Source organism: Paenibacillus tritici, assembly GCF_013204885.1.
GTDB lineage: Bacteria > Bacillota > Bacilli > Paenibacillales > Paenibacillaceae > Paenibacillus_AQ > Paenibacillus_AQ tritici.
The window spans coordinates 23,547-47,797 of the sequence record NZ_JABMKX010000002.1; the positions used below are offsets into that span (position 1 = coordinate 23,547).

14 protein-coding genes are annotated in these 24,251 nt (G+C 53.8%); 2 read left to right on the top strand and 12 right to left on the bottom strand.

The genetic code is table 11. From position 1 onward, the window contains the following. Positions 1-22: 22 nt before the first annotated feature. From HQN87_RS03290 to HQN87_RS03320, 7 genes are all read right to left on the bottom strand, one after another. Positions 23-2,194, bottom strand: a complete 2,172-nt coding sequence (locus HQN87_RS03290; RefSeq protein ID WP_173127786.1) for a GH92 family glycosyl hydrolase — start codon at positions 2,192-2,194, stop codon at positions 23-25. A gap of 33 nt (positions 2,195-2,227) precedes the next feature. Then, a complete protein-coding gene (locus HQN87_RS03295; RefSeq protein WP_173127789.1) occupies positions 2,228-3,331 on the bottom strand; it encodes a glycoside hydrolase family 88 protein in 1,104 nt (367 codons plus the stop codon). 87 nt (positions 3,332-3,418) lie between these two features. Beyond that, positions 3,419-5,008 carry an ABC transporter substrate-binding protein gene (locus tag HQN87_RS03300; RefSeq protein WP_173127792.1) on the bottom strand — a complete coding sequence of 530 codons (1,590 nt, stop codon included), beginning with the start codon at positions 5,006-5,008 and terminating at the stop codon, positions 3,419-3,421. Between the two features lie 73 nt (positions 5,009-5,081). Further along, positions 5,082-5,993, bottom strand: a complete 912-nt coding sequence (locus HQN87_RS03305; RefSeq protein WP_173127795.1) for a carbohydrate ABC transporter permease — start codon at positions 5,991-5,993, stop codon at positions 5,082-5,084. Between the two features lie 16 nt (positions 5,994-6,009). Beyond that, positions 6,010-6,945, bottom strand: a complete 936-nt coding sequence (locus HQN87_RS03310; RefSeq protein ID WP_216857130.1) for an ABC transporter permease — start codon at positions 6,943-6,945, stop codon at positions 6,010-6,012. An 88-nt stretch (positions 6,946-7,033) separates the two neighbouring features. Beyond that, a complete protein-coding gene (locus tag HQN87_RS32930; protein WP_173127801.1) occupies positions 7,034-8,743 on the bottom strand; it encodes a sensor histidine kinase in 1,710 nt (569 codons plus the stop codon). Between the two features lie 52 nt (positions 8,744-8,795). Continuing rightward, positions 8,796-10,166 (bottom strand): response regulator transcription factor, encoded by a 1,371-nt coding sequence (locus HQN87_RS03320; protein WP_173127804.1) that lies wholly within the window; start codon positions 10,164-10,166, stop codon positions 8,796-8,798. 320 nt (positions 10,167-10,486) lie between these two features. On the opposite strand from HQN87_RS03320, the gene HQN87_RS03325 reads away from it, so the two are divergent. Both HQN87_RS03325 and HQN87_RS03330 read left to right on the top strand, forming a co-directional pair. Further along, positions 10,487-14,206, top strand: a complete 3,720-nt coding sequence (locus HQN87_RS03325; RefSeq protein ID WP_173127807.1) for a glycoside hydrolase family 9 protein — start codon at positions 10,487-10,489, stop codon at positions 14,204-14,206. 329 nt (positions 14,207-14,535) lie between these two features. Continuing rightward, positions 14,536-15,411: an ankyrin repeat domain-containing protein gene (locus HQN87_RS03330; protein ID WP_246552902.1), complete on the top strand. Its 876-nt coding sequence runs from the start codon at positions 14,536-14,538 to the stop codon at positions 15,409-15,411. A gap of 1,179 nt (positions 15,412-16,590) precedes the next feature. Here HQN87_RS03330 and HQN87_RS03335 read toward each other — a convergent pair. The 5 genes from HQN87_RS03335 to HQN87_RS03355 form a co-directional block, all read right to left on the bottom strand. Then, positions 16,591-18,708, bottom strand: a complete 2,118-nt coding sequence (locus HQN87_RS03335; RefSeq protein ID WP_254075343.1) for a serine hydrolase domain-containing protein — start codon at positions 18,706-18,708, stop codon at positions 16,591-16,593. A gap of 70 nt (positions 18,709-18,778) precedes the next feature. Beyond that, on the bottom strand, positions 18,779-20,161 hold the full coding sequence (locus HQN87_RS03340; RefSeq protein WP_173127810.1) for a sigma-54 interaction domain-containing protein: 1,383 nt from the start codon (positions 20,159-20,161) through the stop codon (positions 18,779-18,781). A gap of 93 nt (positions 20,162-20,254) precedes the next feature. Beyond that, entirely contained in the window at positions 20,255-21,208 is a 954-nt protein-coding gene (locus tag HQN87_RS03345) for a DUF561 domain-containing protein (protein WP_173127813.1), read from the bottom strand. 149 nt (positions 21,209-21,357) lie between these two features. After that, positions 21,358-22,593: an L-lactate MFS transporter gene (locus HQN87_RS03350; RefSeq protein ID WP_173127816.1), complete on the bottom strand. Its 1,236-nt coding sequence runs from the start codon at positions 22,591-22,593 to the stop codon at positions 21,358-21,360. 46 nt (positions 22,594-22,639) lie between these two features. After that, a complete protein-coding gene (locus HQN87_RS03355; RefSeq protein ID WP_173127819.1) occupies positions 22,640-24,223 on the bottom strand; it encodes an acyl CoA:acetate/3-ketoacid CoA transferase in 1,584 nt (527 codons plus the stop codon). Positions 24,224-24,251 lie beyond the last annotated feature (28 nt).

Here is a 24,251-nt window from a genome sequence, read left to right on the forward strand (position 1 = left end):
TTCTCTCCTTGAGCCTACTGCCCTACCTTGACAGTTGTTGTTTGCCTTGTTCCCATTCCGCGAGCGGAGAAGGTGGAATTAGGCTTCCCCACTCCCCGGGTTCAGCCCCCAGCTCCAGAAGAAGCGTGCCTCCTCCGGCAATTTCTTTATGGCGGACCCAAGCCCGGTTCAGCTCCTTACCGTTGAGGGTAGCAGACAGGATGTACCGGTTCCCGGACCCGCTGCATTCACCCTGAGCCTCAATCGTCAGGGAAGTCGGATTTTCCTTTGCTCCGAGCAGCAGCATCACCTTGTCGAACAACGGAGGAACGAGGAAATAGAGGTCTTGGCCCATCAACGGATACAAGCCCATGGCTGAACAGATGTAGAAGGCACTCTGGCAGCCCATATCCTCGTTATCCCCCAACCCGTCACGTTCAGCGCGGAAGTAAGTCTCCAGACATTCCCGGACCCTGTCCGCCGCCTTATCCGGTCTTCCTGCATAAATGTATAGATAAGGAATGTGCAGCATAGTTTCTTTGGAGTTATAGAATCCCCCGTCAAAAAAACGGTCCAAATGGCTGATGAATTCTTCCGCTCCCCCATGCCGTTCAACAAGTCCATGAAAATCATGATGTGTGCTGAACGACCATTGCAGACTGGTGCCTTCGTAGAAATACGGATCATTCCATGAATCCGGCAGGCAGGATTCCGGGTCAAATGACGTAACCCATTCGCCGCCGGGCCGCCGGGGCGCAAAACACTTCAGATCCTCGCGCCATAGATTCCACAGCTTCTCCGAGCTCTCATAATAGTCTGCTGCCGCCTCCGCCTGCCCAAGCTCCTGTGCTAGACGGCCGATACACCAGTCCTGATACGCATATTCCATATGGCGGGACACACAGTTCTTCTTCACATCCGTGGACAGATACCCCAGAGTATGATAATCCTTAAGATGACGGCCGTAGAGCCAGGTATCCGGTGACGGAACCTCATTATTCTTGCGCATCTGCTTCAGGGCCTTGCCATAGTCGATGCCCTCCAGCTTCTTCAGCGCCGCTTCACAGAACAGAATATCTGCGGAGCTTCCCCCTTGAATCATCGCGCTATGCCCCATAATCCAGGCGTCCGGCAGCCAGCCGGTATGGTCCGCGATGTCCAGCAGACAATTCAGGATATCCACTTCAAGCTGCGGGTCGAGCAGTGTAATCAACGAATTGGCATTCCGTACACTGTCCCAGAGCGCGTACAGGTCGGTATAATGCCGTACTCCTGATTCCCAGGCGAAGTTCTCGTCGTCTACTCCGAGGTCACTCGGCATACAGAACAGACGGGTCATCAGGGTATAGAACAGCCGGGTATGCTCCCTGCTCCCCCCTTCCACCGTGACTCTGCTGAGCTTATCCTCCCAGATGTTACTGGCCGCCTGACGGATGTCATCGAATCCGGCGGAGGCTTCCCGGTCCACACTGGCTCTGGCCTTGCCTGCACTTACATAAGAAATGCCCGTCTTCGCCACCAGGACTCCGCAGTCACCGAAGCTAAGGGAGGCCTTGCAGTTTGCGCCATCCACAGACGGCCCTTGGCGTACTCCGCCCGCATCCATCAGCATATAGCTCTGCATCGGCTGATCGAAGCGGATATAGAAGTAGACGGAATAAGGGAATTCATGCCCCCAGCCGCCGCGCAGGTCGCTGCGGCCCGCCAGCTCATATTCGGACAGCACTTCAATATAGCCCCCGGTCGATATTCCGGTGGTCTTCCCTGGTTCATCCCCGCCAACCTGAATGACCGCACCGCCATCAATCAGCAGGCCCGCCAATTCATCCGCCGGATAGGTATAACGGTGGACTCCGGTCCGCATCGTGCTGGTCAGTTCAGCCTGGATGGCGGCAGGCAGCAGCTTCACGCTGTAATAGCCTGATTCGGCATGTTCTTCCCCCTTGTCATAGGGGTCCAACTGAAACCGCGGCATTCCGGTATAGGGGGTGAAGCCGACATTGCCATAACGCCCGCCGCCCCCGGTTCCGCTGACATGCGTATGACTGAACCGGATAATCGGCCGCGAGCTGTCGTAGCCGTGGGATAGGTGCGGCGGCAAGGTATCCGGTCCCAGCCTTACGATGCTGTTGGGCAGATAAGGCCCGCACAGGCAGTTATTCTCCCCGTCCACCCCGATGAACGGATCTACATCCTCCACTCTTCTTCTCTCCAACTTTGCTCCTCCTTTCCCGTGAATCCATTTCCTCTACCAAAAGATTTCGCTCTCTCCCTTAAGCTTCAGCAAGGCCTCCAGGAAGAAATAGTCGCCGTAAATGATCGGCACCTCGACTTCGGCACCAGCCGGGAAGCTGCCGGTTCCCTTCGTAATGAGCGCTTCTTCCGCCGGGTCTTCCGGCGCGTAATGGCGGAACAGCGATTCCGTGATGGCTGCTCCGAGCTTCCGGTACCGTTCAGCTTCTTCACCCTCCAGCAGATAGGCCATCTCCAGCATTCCGCTGGCCGCGCAGGCAGCAGCGGTTGAATCTTTGGCCCATAGCTGATCGGCAGGCGCCCGGAAATCCCAGGGCGGCACCAGATCCTCCGGCAGCTCAGCCGCGAAGTAATCCGCTGCCGCTCTCGCGGCATTCATGAACCGGATGTCACCCGTATACCGGTACCCGATCGCGAATCCGTAGATCGCCCAGGCCGATCCGCGTGACCAGGCGGAATCCGGACTATACCCTTGTCCGCCCAGCGCTTCGATCCGCTCTCCCGTCTCAGGATCGAACCGGACGATATGATGCACCGAGCCGTCCTCGCGGATGAATTCCCGCAGCGCCATTTCCGAATGGGCGACGGCGATATGACGGTATCTCAGGTCCTGCAGTTCCCCGCTGGCCCAGTACAGCAGTCCAAGATTCATCATGCAGTCGATGATCGCCAGACCTTCACTGCCTTCATGCAGCCAGGCACGGATGAAATTCCCCTTGAGATTGAACCGGCTGGCCAGATGGCTGGCAGCGATCAGCCCTCTTCTCCGGGACAGCCTGTTACCGGTGAGCTTGTAATCGGCAACCGCTGACAGACTCCAGAGGAAGCCGTTATCGTGATGGAGCTGTTCGTATTCCTGAAGAGGTCCGTCCAATTGCTCCTCGCAGCTCTCGGCAATGCGCCGGTATTCCTCATCCCCTGTGGCCCGGTAAGCCAGCCAGAGAATGCCCGGCCAGAATCCGTTGGTCCAGCAATCCGGGTCACGCGCATCATATTGTCCGCCGTAAGTGGCATTCGGGAAGGTTGCTCCGATCCGGCTCCGTGTACGGCTTAATTTGTTCCGGGCATAGTCCCAGGCTTCGTTGATCCAAGTCTCCATAGTCTCTAGTTCTTCCTTTCTTATCTACAAATTAGAGGGCAGGACGCCCAGAAACAACGGACCTCCTGCCATCCCTTCCACTGTCAGTTATTGCGCTGCTTTCCAGGCATCAATCTGGGTCTGAAGTTCAGTCTTGACCTTCTCAATGCCGGCCTTCTTCAACTTCTCATTGCGTTCCGCAAGCATCTTGGCAGGGTCAGGAATAGCACCGGTGCTTGCCGCCCGGTATTCACCGATGACCGAGGTAAGCTGGGTGATCTCGTTCTTCACCGGTGATTCATCGAAGACGAAGCCTAACAGCGGCGAACGTTTGGCCTCATCATTGAATTTCTTCCAGCTTGTATACAGATCGTCAGGCTGGCCCGGCTTCAGATAATTGATCAGCTGATTGCCGACCACCCAGAACAGGGCAGAGCTGCCATACCCGGAATCGGCAATCGGCTCGATCCGGTTCTCGCTGATCTTCTTGTAATGGGTACCTTCAATCCCGTTAACGAACAGGTTCACGGCGTACGGATCGGTATGGAGCGCATTCAAGACCATCATCGCCCGCTCCGGGTCCTTGGAGGTCCGGGAGATGGAGAACATGGACCCGGCGGCAAGGTCCGTGGTCACGATAGGCTCCTCGATCACCTTGGAGACGAAATCATATTTATTGTCTGAAGCAATCTTCAGTTCAATGTCAGCCCCCGGCTTCCAGACGGCCTGCTGCATCCAGATTTTACCCTGCTTCCGTAAGTCACCGATCTCTGTCGTTGTGGTAGCAGCGTCACTGTTGATGTAGCCCTTCTCGTAATAGCTGCGGTTCAGCTCATACTCCGCTTGGGCAATGGATGAAATCTCCGGATCAATCACTGACTTAATCTGGATGTTATCTGTATTTGTGTAGTCATAGAGGAATAAAGGAATCTTGTTCGGCGTCGGTCCGATGGCGCGGAAGTTCGAGCGGGTCTCATACATCATCCCTTCTCCCGATTCCTTAATGAAGTCCAGGATCAGTCCCGGTTCCTTCTCCTTCAGCAGCTTGAACCAGGGTTCAAAGTCTGACATCGTCTTAATATCCTCAATCGGAATATTATATTTGTCGATGATATCCTTGCGGTACGTATAGGCCTTGCCTTGGGTAATCTCTTTGTTGGTTGGAATGCCGTACAGCTTGCCTTTGTAGCGCGGAGCCTCCAGATAGATCGGATTCAGGTTCTCCGTAATCCCCTGCCCGTATTTGGCCAGCAGGTCATCCAGATCCAGGAAGGCGCCCTTGGCCACGTTACCGAAGAAATTAAGCCAGGACGCGGTGAATACTAGGTCCATCGGCTCTCCGGCATTGAGCATCAGCTCGGTCTTCTGCTTGTATTCACTGGATGCAATCGGCTGCAGATCCACGGTGGCATTGAATTTCTCTTTGAAATATTCACTGAGCTTGGCTTCGACCAGTGCGTCATCCCGCTGCGGCGCCCCGAAGTAGATAATGGATACCTCGTAGGGCTTGAGTGCTTCCGCACCGCCAGCAGGCTCTGGACTGCCAGTACTGCTCGTGCTGTTCGTACCAGCTGCCCCGCTTGAAGCCGACGGTTCGGCAGAACCCCCGTTATTACCGCCTGAGCATGCTTGCAAGGATAATGCCAGAATTAGAGCCATCGCCGTGAATAGCGTTCTGCGCCCTTTTAACTTTGTCATATGAACCCTCCCTGTATGATGTTGCTTATATAGAACGGCAGCCAGATGTGCTGAGTGCCGGTTCCACCACGCTTTAACCTTTTACTGCCCCGACCGTCAGGCCTTTGACAAAATACTTCTGAAAGAACGGATACGCAATCAGAATCGGTCCCATCCCGATCACCGCCATCGCCATCTGCAGGGATTCGTTCGGAAGGTTCTTCATCATATTGGGATTCTGCGCGGCCAGCTCCACATTATTGCGCAGGTACTGCACATCGTTGAGGACACGCATCATCAGATACTGCAGCGGATACTTATCCTCGCTGGTGATATACAACAGCGCATTGAACCAGTCGTTCCAATAACCGATGGTACTGAACAAGGCCATGGTCGCCAGGACCGGCAACGAGAGCGGCAGAACGATCCGCAGGAAGATTCTCAGCTCCCCCGCACCGTCAATTCTGGCCGATTCGATCACCGCAGGATGAATGGTCGTCTGGAAGAAGGTCCGCATAATAATAACGTTGAACGGCACAATCAGCATGGGCAGAATCAGCGCCATATACGAATCCTTGATATGCAGCGCTTGTGTGTAGATCAGGTATCTGCTGACCATCCCGCCATTGAACAGCATCGTGAAGAACAGGAAGAAGGTGAACACATTACGGAACGGATAATCCGCACGAGAGATGGGATAAGCATATAGCGCCATGAGCAGCACGCTAAGCGCTGTACCTACAATAGTGATAGTGAAACTCACCCGATATCCCGACACAATGGTCATCCAATCCTTAAAGATGGATTCATAGGCAATGAAGGACCACTTATTCGGAAGGAAGCTGTACCCCTGAGTCAGAATGGACTGCCCGTCGGTGAAGGAGACGATAATGACAAGCAGAACAGGCATGAAGCAAAGGAGTGAGAGGATCACAAAGGCCAGATTTAAAAGTACATTTGACAATGCGGAGTTTCCGCCGATCGGGCTGCTGGTGTCATTCGCCATGAGGATTCTCCTTTGATTAGAATAGTGCCTGTTCCCGGTCAATCCGTCTTACCATACTGTTCGTGGCAATAACCATAATGAAGCCTACCACCGATTGGACCAGCGCCGTTGCCGAGGACATTCCGATATCATTCAATTGCATCAGGGCACGGTAGACATACGTATCAACGGTATCTGTTACCGGATACAGCGCTCCTGAATTCATGGGCACCTGGAAGAACAGTCCGAAGTCAGAGCTGAAGATGCTGCCCATGGACAGAATCGTCATAATAATGATGACCGGCCGGATAAAAGGGAGCGTGATATGCGTAATCTGCTTCCACTTGGAAGCCCCGTCAATCAGCGCCGCCTCGTAATATTCCGGATCAATGCCGGCAATCGCCGCGATATAGATCACTGCGCCGAAGCCTGCATGCTTCCAGGCGTTGACGAACACCAGGATGTAAGGCCAATATTCCTTCTCCGAGTACCAGAAGACCGGGTCTTGCCCGAAGGCCTTAAGCACTGTGGCATTGATGAAGCCGTGATCCGGCTGCAGGAAAGCGTATACGAGATAACTCACCACTACCATGGACAGGAAGTGCGGCAGGATGATGAAGCTCTGGTACACCTTCGCCAGCAGCCGCCGCCGGATCTCATTGATGGCTACCGCAATGGATACCGACAGCACCAGGTTCATAATCATGAAGGTCAAGCTGTACAAAAGCGTGTTTCTTACAATTCTCCACATATCCCCCGAGGAGAACAGGAACTGGAAATTATCGAAGCCTACCCAGGGGCTGCCCCAAATCCCGTCCAGATAATTCACATTCTTGAAGGCAATAAAGATGCCGAACATCGGCAGATAGCTGTGCGCCAGCAGGACAAGCACCGCTGGCAGCAGCATTAGTGTCAGCGCCTTGTACTTCCACATGGCATGGATGAATCTTGAGAATCCGGTGGTTCTGCTCATGTCCATTACTCCTTTCATGGACTAATTATAGAACCATCCTGCCACCGCTTCGATGATGGATTCCCGTAAAAACGTGATCTTTTATCACTCAGTTACCGGCAGGTTCGGTCTTCGTCCGGCGCAGCGGCAAGGTGATGATGGCCCGTGTCCATCCCTCCACGCTTCGCTCATAGGTTAACCCGTAGGCCTCCCCGTAATGGAGCTGAATTCGCTGGTGCACGTTGCGGATGCCGTAACCTCTTGCACTATGCTCTTCCCGCAGGATGGCGGCAAGCTCCTCCAGATCTACCGGCAGATGCCCGTTATCCTCTACGATGAAGCGGATCGTTCCTTCTGCCTGAACCGCAGATACCCGGATCTCTCCTTCGCCGTCCATCCCGCGTACGCCGTGAAGAATGGCATTCTCGATCAGCGGCTGGATGATAACCTTCGGTGTCTCATAGTCCCTCAAGGAATCATCAATCTGCCACCAGACTTCAAAGGTACCCGGATAACGTTTGGTTTGCAGCCGGGTATACGCCTGGGCATGTTCGAGTTCTTCCCCGGCAGTAATCATCGTCCGGCCCCGGCTAAGCCCGATGCGCAGTAGCATGGACAAGTCCCTGACCATCTCGCCCACCTCGCTATTTCCGCTATCCAGGGCATACCAGTAGATTGAGTCCAGGGTATTGTACAGATAATGGGGGGTAATCTGGGATTGGAGCATCAGCAGCTCATATTCCTTCTGCTTCAGCTTCATCCCGTAGTTCTCTTCAATCGAATGATCCAGCCTGCGGGTCATTTTCACGAATGATCCCTGGAGAATGCCGAATTCATCATGCCGGAGCGGCTCCTCGGATAGCGGCAGCTTGATGCCGGGCTCATAAATTTTCATCACAGAGACGAGCTTCACGACCGGTTTGACGACAAGTCTGACCAGATAGAGAACAAACATCAGGACAAAAGCCAGAAACACAAAGGAGATCAGCACCAGCAGCTTTTGAAACCAGACTTGCTTGCCGGTAATGGATGCCAGCGGGATTTTGTACAATAACCGGGTGTGGAATCTGGAGCTGTCCGAATACGCATAGAGCCACTCCTCCCCGCCTTCCTGGGCGAAGGTATAACCGTAAGCGGCGTCCGGGTCGATGTTCTTGCCGATCTCAGCCGCAGAAATGCTGCCTGACCCGGTGGACATCAGCAGTTCCCCGTTATCATTGAATAAGAAGGCTCCGGCCGCAGCAGGCAGCTCCACCGAGACCATATCCCGGGTCAGCATCACCTCAACCTTATGGACGACCAGCAGCCCGATCACCTCGTTATAATTCCGCGGGTTCAGAATACTGCGCATGAAGGAGACCGTCCGCTCGCCCGAAGCTAAAGGAATGACGCGCAGCGCCCCTGCCCCGCTGACATCCATCTGCTTGACCATCACATCCGGCAATCCGCTGTTCACCTGGTCCAGATATTTGAACCCTTTGGTCTTGTGGGACAGATCGAACGGCGTATCCCTGCGCTCAATGTTCTTCATATATATCGCATATTCCGTACCGCCGGTAGACCAGCTCTCCAGAATGTTGTCAGCCTGCTGGATCTCATTCAGGGTATCAATTCCGGTCCAGAAGCTGTACCCCGCCGGGTTGCTGAAAAAATGATTATCCAGCAGCGTAATCGTCCGGTCATTGATCGCCGATATCGTTTTGTCCAGCGTGACATGATTCTGTTTCACCAGCTGCAGAGTGGTACTGCCGACCTCTTCCTTAATCGTGTGAAGCGCCACATACGCTGAAATCCAGCCCACCACCAGGAAAGGGAGCACGATGCAGAGCAGGAAGGCGAGGATGACCTTATGTTTGAGCTTGAGTTTAAGTTTAAGTTTCGGCTTCAGCCCGGTCCCCTCCTCTGGCCTGTTTGCGGAATTCTGCCGGAGTGAGGCCCAGCACCCGCTTGAACATCCGGCTGAAGTGCTCCGGCGATTCATACCCTACCGCATAGGCAACTTCATACCGCTTCTTGTCCGTAGCCATCATAAGACGCTTGGCCTCCTCCATCCGCAGGGTGGTCACGTAGTCCCAGAGGTTGGTCTTCATCTCGCGCTTGAAAATATAACCCAGATGAGCCGCGCTGAAGTGGACCTCCTCGGAAATATCCTGGATCTTCAGCGCCGGATTCCGGTAATGGTTCTGGATGTAGCTTGTAATCCGTGAGATTACACTCGGGTCTCCGTCCGGGTCCTGCAGTGGTTGCTGTTGCGCCGAATCCGGCTCCTGCTTCCCTCTGCTCAGCTGCTCCTGCATGGCGATATCGCCATAATAGAACACCTTTTGCCCGGGATGAACAGTGCTCCGCCCGGCAGCCGTATCCGCTTCTTCCAGCAGTCCGGGAAGTGTGGAGATACCCCCGCCAAGTGTGCTGAGTCCGATAATGGCCTCCGCATTCAAATGCTGCTTCAGGTTCATGGCGATCATCTGCCCGATCATCTGGATCTGCGAGTGCACTCTAACCTGGGGATCACCCATATCCTCAGCGGATAACTGGATGATGCTGATGATCGAATGGCCGAAGCCGTTGAAGGTGATGCCATCCCATTCGGATAACGTCTCGTTCATAATGTTGAGGGCGGCATATTTCAGCAGCTTGCGGTCATGCAGCGTAACCTGCTGACGGCTGAATCCGGCCTGGCTGTAATCTATACGGATGGTGATCACTCCGAAATAGGGTCCTTGCAGCAGGCCGCCTAATTCGCCGGTGATCTCTTGAATATCCTGCGGCGTCAGATTCGGCTCGGTGACCAGCTCCATCAGCCACTCGTCGCGCCGGGAATGCTCCCGGATGTGATGGTGCTCCGCCTGCGGGCTTGTCACCGGAAGCTCCTTCTGGGTTAACGCTTTGCGGACCACCCGCAGCAGCTCCGTCCGCTCCACCGGCTTCACCAGATAATCCTTGGCTCCCAGCCGGAGCGATTTTTTGGCGAAATCAAATTTCTCATGGGCCGAAATGACAATTACCGGAACATTCCACTGCTCCATATAGATATTCTCCATTAATTCAATCCCACTCATCCGGCCCATCTGGATATCGGTCAGCACCAGATCATAATGGTCCATCCGTAAGTAGTCAATCGCCTCAAAGCCATTGATGGCCGTCTCCACCTCCGTGATGTTCAACTCCGAAGTGAGCAGGAAATTCCGGATCCCTGCACTCACTCTCGGCTCATCATCCACAACGAGAATTTTATACATGATGTCCCCCTCTTTCGATTGCCAATTCATCGCCAGGCAGCTTCAGGTCCTTCTGTGTACCACAGTACACTTGCAATAAATAAGCGTAGATGATCTATTTCCGCTTTTCTGTGATCTATTTCCGCATGTTGTGCCGCCAGCCTCCATTCGTCCCCCGATCCGTAGGTACCGCACCTTTACACCCCTAGTATAGATCACATATTTCCTGTAATTCATCATGGATTAGTGATAGTAACTCTTTTATGCTACTTTTGCAAGCGTTTTCATATAAAAGAAAGGAGAGCCGGGTTAACGATATTCCATTATGAGGAGGTTCTACGATGTTCATCCGAAGTCCATTCCCCCAGAGATTTAACAAGTTCGTATCTGTAAGCCTCAGTCTGTTGTTAATTCTATGCAGTGTTGCTCTGTCTCCCCGGCCTGCCGCCGCTGCTGTGGCCCCCTTGCCGGGTCCCGCTCACCCTCTCTTATATGATAATTTCGCCGGCGGAGGCGTGTTCAAGCAGAACTGGACCAACTGGTTCAATCAGAGCGGCGGCAGCGGAACCTTCAGCAAGACCACCCAAGGCACCCGCACCATTGGAAAATTCACGCAAACCCCAAGCTCCTCTTCCTCCTGGGCCAAGTTTCAGCCGATGAACGAGACCTTCGACCTCTCCGGCTACCGTTATATGAATCTGTCCCTGAACAATGCAGGGTATGCCCAGTCCCTCATTCGTGTTGTGATCAGCGACGGGATTACCAATTACAATCTGACCGGAGGGTATGTTCCGGCCACGGCGGCCTGGACCGATCTGCAGTTCGATCTGGATGCCTTGTCGCCCAAGATTCAGAAGAAGAAGGTGAAGCTGGAAATCTGGCTGAGACAAGCCGGCGGAACTTACGGGGAGATGCTGGTCGATGATATTGTGTTCACTACCGCATCCAGCGGGTCTGCTCCCCAGCTAAGCCCGGCAGGGATGACAGCCAATACGGACGGCAGCTACAACCAGAATACTAATTTCACCTTCGAAGCCACATATACCGACCCGGATAATGAGGCGCCCTTTGCCGTCCAGGTCATCCTTGATGACACAGCCTATGCTATGCGCGAGACGGACCCCGCCGATGTCACCTACACCGACGGCAAAACCTATAGGTACATGACGAAGCTTCCGGCCGGGTCCCATTCCTACTATTTCCGCACTACAGATACGACCTCGGATGAAGTCTCCACCGGGGTGCACAATCTGAGCGTAGTCCAGGCTGCTTCGGTGATAGACATTGTTGTGAGCCAGGCCGGTTACAGCGCAGACGATGTCAAGAACGCCAAATTCATCTCCGACACCACCGTTACAGACGCCACTTATGAAATACTCGACGGGACGAATGTGGTCTATTCAGGCACTATGACCTACGAGGGACTGCATTGGAACAAGCATGTCTACTCCATCGGCTTCACACCCGTCACTGATCCGGGGAACCAATATCGAGTGCGGAGTAATCAGGTGTATTCCTACTCTTTTGAGATCGCTCCGAATCTGTGGGATCAATATAAGGATGAAATGACGGCCTTCTATCGGCTTCAACGTGCCTCCGTAGCAACCAGTGATGCTTATCCGGCAGGCTACAGCAGCGTCGCTCCTTCCGCCAAGCTCTACCATGACGCCGGTCATCTGGATGATGCCCAGTCAGCGGACGGCACTACCCATTATGATCTGACGGGAAGCTGGTATGATGCCGGAGACTACGGCAAATACGGCGGCAACCAATGGGTCGGTGCGGAGATCGCTTTGGCCTATACACGGTATGCTAACCATGACAGCGTGAAGTACGATAACGACAGCAATGGTATCCCGGATCTGGTCGATGAGGCAGTATTCGGCAGCGAGTACCTCATTAAGTTCGCCGATCAGCTCGGCGGGGCGATGTATAATCTGCGGAACAACGCTTCATTCGTCCATCCTGAGAAATCTACCGACAACATCTCTGGCACCGCCGATGACCGCAAACTGACAGACCTTAGTGTCGGCGGCTCCGCCAAGTCCGCAGGGACGCTGGCCGCCACCGCGCGGGCCATCCGCACCGCCATAAGCGAAGGCGATATCGCTTCCGCTCAGATTGCAGCGCTGACGGATTTCGCCAATCAATGCGAGAGCGCCGCGGTCACCTTTTATGAATATGTGGTTGCCAACCCTGACGGTCCGATCGGATCTTATTCCACCAGAGGAGGCATCCCCAATTCCAAGCTGCTGGCAGATGTGGAGCTGTATCTGCTGACCGGTGATACCCGGTATAAGAATGCCGCCACAACTACGATTAACACCTTAACCCTGGGCGACATCTCCTCCACGAACTACTGGGATATGAGCCCGTTGTCCATGGCTGAATTCTATCCGGTTGCCGATGCTGCAACGCAGTCTCATATTCACAGCCTGCTCAAGGGGCAAGCCGATTACTTCATCTCCATGACCGATGATACCCCGTATGGGGTCCTGAACCAGTTCAAGAACTTCGGGGTCAACGAACCTCATGCTTCTTATCTGGGGGACATGCTGCGGTATTATGAATTATTCGGTGATCCGGCAGCACTTCAGGCAGTGGTGAAGGGAATGTACTGGGTGTTCGGGGAGAATCCGTGGAACATCAGCTGGGTATCGGGTATTGGCACCCATCATGTGATGTTCCCGCATACCCGCTACAATGAGGAATCCAATACTGCGGGTGACACCGGGATTATCCTTCCGGGGGCGATGGTCAGCGGACCCAATATGAAGGACCCCAAGAATAAAAGCAGTGTAAGTCCGTGGTATGAGGACCGTTCCCTCTATCTGGATGATACGAATCAGTGGCGGTACAATGAATTCAGTATTAGCATTCAAGCCGGACTGCTCTATACGGTCATGGGATTAAGCGCCACTCCGGGGACAGGTGCAGATCATGATGAGGTACCGCCTGCCTTGCCGGTCCTCTCTCCGGTGATTGGAGACTGGGTGCGGGGCAATGTAACGGTATTCGCGCGTGCGGGGGAGGGTCTGAGCAATGTTGAATATGCGGCAACCGGCTTGCCTTATCAGCCCATGACGGTCTCCGGTAACGTATATTCCACAGTGAGCGGCACCGTCTACGCTGCGGTCATTGATGAGAGTCAGTCCTTGCCTTATACCAACCGGAGAGTGGATGTCCGCGCCAAGGCTCCTTCCGGCGGGTACACCTACAGTTCCACCCATTACACCGTAGCTCCACCGTTGCCGGACCCTTCTACTCCGCTGTTATATGATGATTTCGGCGGGGCCGGGTTCTGGGGCGGTTCTGCGGCCAACACCACCTGGGTCAACTGGTATAATCAGAATGGCGGCACGGGAACGTTCACCAAGCTTACCGCCGATGGACGCTCTGCGGGCCAATTCGCCCAGACGCCGGCCAGTGTGAATTCAGCAGCCAAATTCCAGCCGTGGAACGATGTGGTCGATCTGAGCGGCTATCAATATCTGAATCTTACGCTGAAAAATCCCGCCTCCCCTGACTTACGGACACGGATTGAGATCAATGACGGCAAGAGAACGTACAATCTGACCGGAGGCTGGATCGAGGTTCCTTCCTCTTGGAGTGATCTGCAATTCGACCTCAATGCCCTCTCCCCGGCCATCGACAAGAAGACCGTGAAGATGTCGATATGGCTGAAGCAAAATTCAGTCACTCCGGGGCAAATGCTGATTGACGAGATCAAGGCGACCAACAAAGTCAGCGGGAGTGCGCCGACCTTAACCTCAGGAGGGGTGGATCTCGCAGCAGGCACTCCGCAGACCGAATTCACCTTCAATGTAACCTATACCGATGCAGACAATCAGCCTCCCTTTGTAATGGAGCTTGTTCTGGACGGCGTGATCCGGAAGATGCAGCCTGTGAATCCGGCAGACACGAATTACGCCGACGGCCGAATCTATCAATACAAGACCAAGCTGCCTCCCGGCCAGCATTCCTATTCCTTCCACACCACCGATACCTTCACCGATGCGGTAAGTACCGGGGTGCTGGGCGGACCTGAGGTCAGTGAATAGGTACAGTTGCGGTAAATACCGGAGTTCCGAACGGGCCTGTAGTCAGTGAAGAACCGCAGCCGCAGGGATGCTTCGGGCAGAGCGAGTGTGAAGTTGAAGGCGTGCGCAGGTGAGGGAATAGCGTAATTGAATGCGAAGCGTAAGTGAAATTGAATCCGAAGCACAATTGAACGCGAAGCGTACATGAAATTGAATGCGAAGCTTAATTGAACGCAAAGCGTACGTGAAATTGAATACGAAGCGTAAGGAGGTTATACTACAGTCAATATACGGATAAGCCGATACTATTGCAGGCTGCACCCAGAATTGTTGCCTGGTGGCCGGGTCCGATGGTGATATACGGAGGGATTGATCTCATGAGCGACAAGAATATCATTTGGATGGCTAGTGAGGACCCGCTGGTGATTTCTGTTGTTGAAGCGATTCATACGGGCGACGTCTCTTCGCTAAAGCGGTTGCTTGCCGGGAATCCCGGGCTGGTTACAGCAAGGATTACCGAAACCGGCGAGGAGAGTGCGGGCAGCGAAGGGACAAGCGGCGCTGGTACTAGCAACGCTTATAACAGCGAGGGAACATCCAGCGGAGGGTCCCGCACCCTGCTGCATATTGCCACCGATTGGCCGGGGCATTTCCCCAACAACGCAGCGGTTGTAACCGCGCTGATTGAGGCCGGGGCCGAGTTGAATGCCCGGTTCAACGGGCATCACAACGAGACGCCGCTGCACTGGGCGGCGAGCTGCGATGATGTCGAGGTGCTCGACCTCCTGCTCGATGCCGGGGCCGACATCGAGGCCTCCGGCGCAGTCATCGCCGGTGGCACACCGCTGGACGACGCGGTGGCGTTCGCCCAGTGGAAGGCGGCGCATCGGCTGATTGAGCGCGGGGCTAAGCCCGCGCTCTGGCATGCTGCTGCCCTTGGTCTCATTGGTCTGATGGAGGCCCATTTCGCCGGTGACTTGCTCTCCCGGAGTTATCCTTGGGGAGCAAGCGCAGCTTCATCCCCGGACGAGCTGACCGTCGCTTTCTGGTGCGCCTGCCATGGCGGACAACGAAGTGCGGCCGAATACCTGCTCAGCCGCGGGGCGGAGCTGAACTGGATCTCCGGGTGGGACGGCCTTACTCCCCTGGACGCCGCGAGGCGCAGCAACGCCACTGAACTGGTAGAGTGGCTGCACTGCCTGGGGGCCGAATCGGCACAGCGCTAGGTAACCTGAAATGAACTGATGGCCCCGGACTTGTCTGAGAAGACAGGGCCGGGGCCATTTTGGTGCACTTTTTGCTCCTCCTTGCTCTTCCTTTACGCTCACCGCCCACTTTCAGCCGATTCAGGTGCACTAGTGCTCCTCATTTCCGCTCGCCACCCACTTTCAGCCGATTCAGGTGCACTTTTGCTCTTCCTTTCCGCTCACTGCCCACTTTCAGCCTATTCAGGTGCACTAGTGCTCCTCCTTCACGCTTGCCGCCCACTTTCAGCCGATTCAGGTGCACTAGTGCTCCTCATTTCCTCTTGCCGCCCACCTTAGACTAATTCAAGTGCACTAGTGCTCCTCATTTCTGCTTACCGCCCACTTTCGGCCGATTCAGGTGCACTAGTGCTCCTCATTTCCGCTCACTGCCCACCTTAGACTAATTCAAGTGCACTTCTGCACCAACTTTCGGCGGAATGAGAGGGATTTATCCCTCTCATTTTCACGTACCGCCCACTTCCGGCGGAATCAGAGGGATTTATCCCTCTCATCCTTCCGTACCGCCTACTTCCGGCGGGATCAGAGGGACTTATCCCTTTCATTTTCCCTTACCACCTACTTCCGGCGGGATCAGAGGGATTTATCCCTCTCATTTTCACGTACCGCCTACTTCCGGCGGGATCAGAGGGATTTATCCCTCTCATTTTCACGTACCGCCCACTTCCGGCGGAATCAGAGGGATTTATCCCTCTCCTTCTCACGTACCACCAACTTCCGGCGGAATCAGAGGGATTTATCCCTCTCATTTTCACGTACCGCCTACTTCCGGCGGGATCAGAGGGATTTATCCCTCTCATTCACCCATACCGCCTACTTTCGGCGAGATCAGAGGGATTTATCCCTCTCATTTTCCCGTACCGCCCACTTCCAGCGGGATGAGAGGCATTTATCCCTCTCATTTTCCCGTACCCGCCCACTTCCGGCGGGATCAGAGGCATTTATCCCTCTCATTACCCCGAACTGTCCGTACCGTCGACTTCCGCAGGATCAGAGGGATTCGTGGATATTACAATCTCTTTAACAACGAAACAGGACCGGCCCATTGGCCGGTCCCATTAATATGCAAGCTTCCCGCAGGTAAGCTTCATCCCAAGACTCCAGCCTACTAATGCTGGAGCCTGCTGCTATCCACAGCGATTATTTGCCCGCTTCCGCAGGCTTCTCCGTCAACCCGGCGACGATCTGGTTGAGCGGGTTGGTGAAGAGCGCATACAGAATGGCAGCATTCTCCTTCTTGCTCAGTGCTTCTCTGGACTTGTAATCCACAGCGCCTTTGGCATCCGGCTTGAAGTCGGGTCCGTACAGGCCCAAGGCCACGGACATCTTCACGGCCGGAACCGCCCATTTATCGGTGTTCCCGGCCAGCTTGACCTTCTGGAACAGCTTATCCGGGTACTGCGCAGTAAGCAGTCTCCATACCATTACCGCCGCCTCCTGGCGGGTAATGACACGGTCGGGCTGGAACTTACCGTCTGCGGTGCCGAGCACCATTCCAAGCTCAACAGCCATCTGCACATAACCGGCAGCAGGATGCCCCTGCAGATCTGCGAACGCCAGCTTAGCGGTCTTGCTCTCTTTGACCCCGCTGCTCTCCAGCATCAGCCGCACATACTCCGCGCGGGTGATTCCCGCATCCGGCTCGAAGCTTAGCGTCGCATCATTCGGCAGATAACCGAGCGATTGCAGCATCATAACCGGAGTGGCATATGGATGGCTTGCAGGAACGTCGGCATAACCGACACCGTCCGGTCCTTTTTGCTCATAGCTGTAAGGATTGAGGTATGGCTCCTTCAGATAAGTGCTTTGTCCGTCTGCGTTCAATTCAAAGCCGGTAAATTTCTTGGTAAGCTCATCGACGAACAGATTATCGTCCACCTGACGCAGCTTGCGGCTGCCCAGCAGGGCGTCACTTATAGTTAGCGCACCATCTTGTACCGCAACGGTGGACACCAGACTTTTGAGACGAAGATCCATATAATAGCCGGCGAATCCATCCAGAGCTGCTGCGCTCAGCGGCTTGAAGCTGTCCAGCTTCGCCGGTGCGGCGTATTGCGGGAAGAAGGTCTGGATAAACGCCGGGTAGAACAGCTCGCGCAGGGCACTTTGCTGATTATAGCCGATGAACACCCCGGTGTTCTGCTCTGGAATCAGGAACATATACGAGCTGAAGCCGATCAGGTCCCCGGCCTTGGTAATAATCTTGGAGCTGCTGCCAGCGCCCGGAAGCTGAATCGGTGCTTCAAATCCGTAGGTCGTGTTCGGCAGCAAAGGGTGAATGGACGACCGGTATTCCTTCATAGCGTCTACTGAACTTGCAGCAAGAATGCGGTTGTTGCCCAGCGTCCCCCCGTTCAGAAAAGCGGTCATGAACTTGCCGACATCACCAGCGGTAGACAACATGCCTCCATGCGGCATGACGGTTGGAGTGACTGTATACAGATCAAGCGCCTTGCCGGTCGCATCATAGGCTGTAGCAAGTTTATCCTTCAGCTTGCCTTCCAGCAGGTAGCCGCTTGAATTCATATTCAGCGGGGCGAACACGTTCTTCGCCATATAATCCTCAAAGGCCATCCCGCTGGCCTTCTCCACCACCAGACCAAGCAGCAGCGAAGCGAAGTTGTCATACATGTACGAAGTACCCGGCTCACGCACAACCGGCGGCATATGCTTCACCACATAATCCTCAATCGACACCTTGGCGGTGAAATTATCATTGATATCCTCCGGCTGAGGGTCCTGAATGCGGAAGCCGGTAGTGTGGGTCAGCAGGTTCTCCACCGTTACCGGAACACCGAAGGGATTATCGAAGGACATCGGCCCGGTATAGGTCTGGAAATCCGCTTTCAAATCCAGTTTGCCCTGCTCAACTAATTGCATAGCAGCGGCGGCGGTGAAGGTTTTGGATACCGAGGCCAGGCGGAAGACGGTTTGGTCAGGGTCCACCTTGCTTTTGGCAGCCTTATCCGCGAATCCGAAGCCTTCTTCGATTACTGTCTTGCCATCCTTGACCACCACGACAACCGCACCGGCGAGCTGTGCTTTCACTTCATCCGAACTGAAGAATTGTTTGAGGAAGGCCGCAGCATTCTCTGTAGTCAGCGGCTTGACCGCTGCAGCGGTGGCTGCGGGAGGGGCAGAAGCAGCAGGAACAGCGGCCGCCTGTACGGCCGGGGCCGTAAGCGTCAGAACCAGGGCAGCCGTCAGTACAGTCTTCGTCCACAAGGCGGAACGGCGGCGCAACATTGACAATTTCATTCACTTCACTCCATTTCCATAGATTAATAGGCATAGTAGGTAATACGCCTTAACCTGGAAAATGGTTCATTTAATTGCGCAGCACCTCGTCCATCTTCTTCAGCTTTCTGTAAATCACCGACCGGTCCACACTTAATTTCTTGGCCGCTTCTGTACCGTTCCCGGAACAATCCTTCAGCACTTTTTTGATATAATGCCCCTCTGCAACTGCCGTGAAATCCTTCAGTGAGGATAACTGCTGGATATTCTTCTCAATGAAATGGTCGAGGGAGAACCAGTCGCCAATCGGGTCCTCTTCCGGCTGGCTGGGGCCCACCTGCTCTGTAACAACCAGTCTCTCGATATAATTCCTTAACTCTCTCACATTCCCGTGCCAAGGCTGATTCAGCATCTGATCGAACTCTTCGGCACTTAAGACATATTTCTTACCGTACATCTGATTGAAGCTGGCGATGAAGCTGGAGATTAACCCTACAAGGTCCAGCTTCCGGTTGCGCAGCGGCGGAATATGAATCGGGATCACATTAATCCGGTAGTAGAGGTCTTCGCGGAACAGCCCTTTCTTCACCAGACTCCACAGATCCCGGTTGGTAGCGGAGATGATCCGGCAATTGACCGGAATATTCGTGATGCCGCCGACGCGTCTCACTTCATTATTCTCCAGCACCCGCAATAATTTGGCCTGCATCTCAAGAGGCAAATCTGCGATTTCATCGAGGAAGAGAACCCCGCCATTCGCGATCTCAATCATGCCTGTCTTGACTTCGGTCTGCCCCTCCAGGACCCCCTTCTCATAGCCAAACAATTCATATTCGAACAAAGCCGGGGCAATCGCTGCACAGTTAATCGCAATGAAGGGCCCCTTCCACTTCTCGCTTTTGAGATGAATATATTTGGCGATCACCTCTTTGCCTGTGCCGGATTCACCATAGATTAACACCTTGCTGTCATAGGAGGCGATCTGGTTGCAGACCTTGATAATCTGCTTCATGGCCAGGCTCTCCGCGACAATTCCTTTCTTCTTCTCCGCTGCGGGATCGCCCAATTGCTTACGCGTCTGCCGGGCTACCGGCCCGCTCGCTTCAGCATAGGTATGATCCTGGCTGAATTCATTGGAGGTGGTAACTACCAGCTGCACTTCGCCATCCTTATCCAGAATGGGAATCGCGGACGAGAAGACATGGAATCCTCTAGAGGTATTGACGGTCCTTGAGACCTTCTGCTTCGTCTCAATCGCCTCCATCGTAATCGAATGGCCGTAATAGCCTGCTTTTACCAGATCCTGGACATTAGCCTTCAACAGCTCTTCCAGATGAATGCCTATGGTCAACGCGGTAAATTCATTGGAGATTAAGATATTGCCGCTCGGATCGGTGACAAATAACGTGGAAGGATATTCTTCAATGAATTCGTCTATGGAAGGTTTACCTGCATTTTTGTTTTTTTTGGTCAATTTCACCCGTCCTATCCCTTGATATTAAAACAAAAAGCCAAACAGCATCATTATTAAATGATACCACTTGGCTAATGCAGATCAAAACCTTAATTAGGCATGAACCACGGCTTCAAAGGTTACTTTGCCCAGCTTGTCCATGACTTCCTGCGCCTCTGCGAACATGGTGGTGATCATCTCTTCAACGGTCGTGATCTTGTTGACCATCCCGCAGATCTGACCAGCCATGACGGAGCCGGTATCGGTATCTCCTTCAAATACAGCTCTGCGCAGCGAGCCCAGGCTTAGGGTCTCTAACTCTTCCCGGGAGGCTTTCTCATTCTCCAGTCTGAGGAATTCGGTAATCATACTGTTCTTAATGCTTCGTACTGGGCCTCCCAGGCTGCGGCCGGTAACGGTTGTGCTTGTATCATCCGCAGAAATGACAGCCAGCTTGAAGTTCTCGTGAGTAGGACATTCCACAGTAGCCAGGAATCTGGTTCCCACCTGCACCCCTTGAGCGCCCAGAGCGAAGGCTGCGGCAACCCCACGGCCATCCGCAATCCCGCCGGCACCAATCACCGGAATAGACACGGCACTGGCTACTTGCGGCAGCAGAGCCATCGTCGTAGTTTCGCCCACATGTCCGCCAGCTTCGGTTCCCTCGGCCACAATCGCATCCACACCCAGAGCTTCCATTTTCTTGGCGATTTTGACGGAAGGGACTACCGGAATGACGATAATTCCATTTTCTTTCAGAACTTGCATATATGGAGCAGGTGTACCTGCGCCTGTAGTTACAATTTTCACGCCTTCTTCGATGATAACCTGGATCAGTTCAGGAATGTTGTTCATCATGAGCATCAGGTTGACGGCAAAAGGCTTAGTGGTGCTTGCTTTGACCTTGCGAATCTCGTCACGGAGACGGTCGGCGGTAAATCCGCCTGAACCGATGATGCCCAGCCCGCCTGCATTGGATACCGCGCCTACCAGCGGGGAAACCGCGATTTGAGCCATACCGCCCTGGAAAATTGGATATTTAATACCTAATAGTTGTGTAATCGACATTCTATATTACCTCCATGTATTAAAAAATTTGGTCTTGAAGCCTATTTGTCGCTGCGGTAAAATTTGAACTTCCGGCCGCTGTTGTCAACAGATTTCTTTAATTTAATCCGCTTTTCGTATAAATCTTAAATGCTCTTTAGACAACTATCTTAAGCAGCCTTAGCCACTTCCGGCTCGGGCTTCTGCTTCTCCATAGCCTTGTAGACAAAGGTTAAGGCGAAGCCCACCAGGGAAATGACCAGTGCGATGTAAAAAGCATTCGTGAACACGCCGTCATTGGCTGCTGCCACGCTACCAGCAATTCTTGGTCCGAAGAAGGCGGCTCCCGAATAACCGATAAAAGTTACCCCATAGTTCACGCCGTAATATTTCATTCCGAATTTCTCCCCTACTATAGAAGGGAAAATTCCCATCGTTCCGCCGAAGCATAAGCCGATTCCTGCGATGGCTACTGCAAATCCGGCGACTGAGTTCGTCAAGGCTATAGTCAACATCATACTAGCAATAACTAGATAAATCACAAGCAGACAGTTCACCCGGCCGATTTTGTCAGACACAGCCCCCCAGAATACACGGCCGATACAGTTACTAAGAGAGTATAAGCTGACATAGAGCGCTGCGGCTGCGGCTGACAGCCCGAACATATTCTGTCCGATGACCGAAGCATTGGCGGTGACCATCATTCCTGACAGGGCACCGATCAGGAACAGGCAGGCGATGACGTAAAATAAAGGCTTCTTGATCATTTCATTCCATGGTATATTCACTCCGCCCTTGCCTGTGCCAGCCGCCGGAGGCGTCCAGCCTGGAGGAGCATAACCGACCGGGGACGGCTTAACCAGCAGGCCAAGACTTAGAATGATGACCAGGAAGGCAGCACCAAGCATGATGAGTGCGGACTGGACACCGTTCCCGGTGATTAAGGCGTTGGCTATAGGTGCGATAACGATGGTTCCGCCGCCGTATCCGGCTGTAACAATCCCTGCGGCCATCCCTCTTTTGTCCGGAAAGAGCTTGACGCTGTTCCCGATGGTGGAGGAGTATACAATGCCTTGGCCTATGCCGGTAATGATACCGTAGGTGATATACAGCATCCAGGGTGCGGTGGCGAGCCCGGAGAGAATGAAGCCGATCCCGAACATGGCCCCTCCGATAAATACGGCCTTCCTCGCTCCGCCTTTATCGACCAGCTTCCCGCCCAGAATCATTGGAATCGGGGAGATCGCCGCATTAATGGTGAAGGCAATCATAATATCCGGCATCGACACACTGAACACCTTGGTTAACGGCAGAGCGAAGATACTAAAAGCGTAAATGGCTCCCACACAGATATTAATAATCGTTGAGGCAATCAGTATCCTCCAGCGGTTCAACTGTACATTCATGATATCATCCCTTTTTTGTATGGTTTATTCAATCAAGTATTACGGACTACACTTCCACTAGAACCCGGTGCTTATCAGCGATGATGGACTTCAGTTGCCCCCAGTTCTCCCGGAACATGGCCTGGTCCATGACCTTAAGATCGGGTGAGATCACCGGTTCAAATTCCATCTGATCCAGAATCTCCGTCTGCAGGTCAATGCCTGGAGCGATTTCGGTTAACGTCATTTTGCCCTTCAGAAGCTCAAAGACTGCGCGCTCTGTCACATAGACAACCGGCTGCTCCACCTTGGCGGCATACGAACCGCTGAACGTAATCTGCTGCACCTTTTTGATGAACTTTTTGGCTTTGCCCTCTTGAATGATGTGCAGCTTCCCGTCTTCGACTCTGATCTGCAGCCCGCCGGCGGTAAAGGTACCTGCGAACACCAGTTTTTTGGCCGCTTGCGAGATATTGATGAACCCGCCGCAGCCCGCTACACGAGTGCCGAATTTGCTGACATTTACATTCCCGGACTCATCGGTTTGAGCCAAGCCCAGAACGGACAGGTCAATGCCACCGCCGTCATAGAAATCGAACTGTGCGTCATGATCGACTATCGCCTCAGAGTTGTACGCATGGCCGAAGTCCTTCAGTCCTGCGGGAACCCCGCCGATGGAACCTGCTTCAGTGGTCAAAATCAGCTGTTCGCTAACTCCCTCCTCTGCGGCAATGTTCGCCACATTCACCGGAATACCCACGCCCAGATTCAAAATGGTATTGGGCTGAAGCTCTACAGCGGTGCGGCGGGAGATGATCTTACGCTCATCCAGCGGCAGGATTTCAATCGAGCCTACAGGGACCTTGACATGACCGGAGAAGGCCGGATTGTACTGCGTGTTCTCGGTCTGGTAATGATTCTCCGGTGTAGAAACCACGATGTAATCTACGAGAATTCCTGGAACCTTAACATCCTTTGGATTAAGGGTGCCATTCTTGGCGACCGTCTCCACCTGGGCGATGACAATCCCTCCCGAGTTGCGGACCGCCTGGGCGATCGGCAGCACCTCCATGTGCAGGCCTTCTTTTTCAAGCGTCAGATTGCCGTTCTCATCCGCCACGGTTCCACGGATCAAGCCGACTTGTATGGGGAAGGACTTATAGAACAGCCACTCTTCGCCTTCCAGTTCAATCACCTTCACAATGTCTTCCTTCGTTGACGGAGACATCTTGCCGCCTTCCACCCGGGGATCCACGAAGGTCTCCATGCCTACCTTGGTGATCACACCCGGACGCTTGGCTGCAATCTCCCGGTAGAGCTGGGTAATTACACCCTGGGGCAGGTTGTACGCTTCGCATTTGTCTTCTTCAATGAGCTTGGCCATCCCCGGGGAAGCAATGGCAATCCCGCCGATCCAGCGTTTGATCAAGCCTTCATGGCCCAAGTGGCTCATTCCCTTGTCGCGGCGGTTGCCGACGGCACTGGCGTGCATGACGGTCAGATTCTTCGGTTGTCCGGTCTGCACGAAGCGGTCTTCAATGGCAATCCCCATCTCTTCCGCCCAGCAGGATAATCCAAATCCGCTGGCTGCTACTGTATCCCCATCCTTGATAAGTTCCGCTGCTGCTGAGGCTGATATTACCTTTGTCATTTCATCTGCTCCTCTTTATGTGAATATT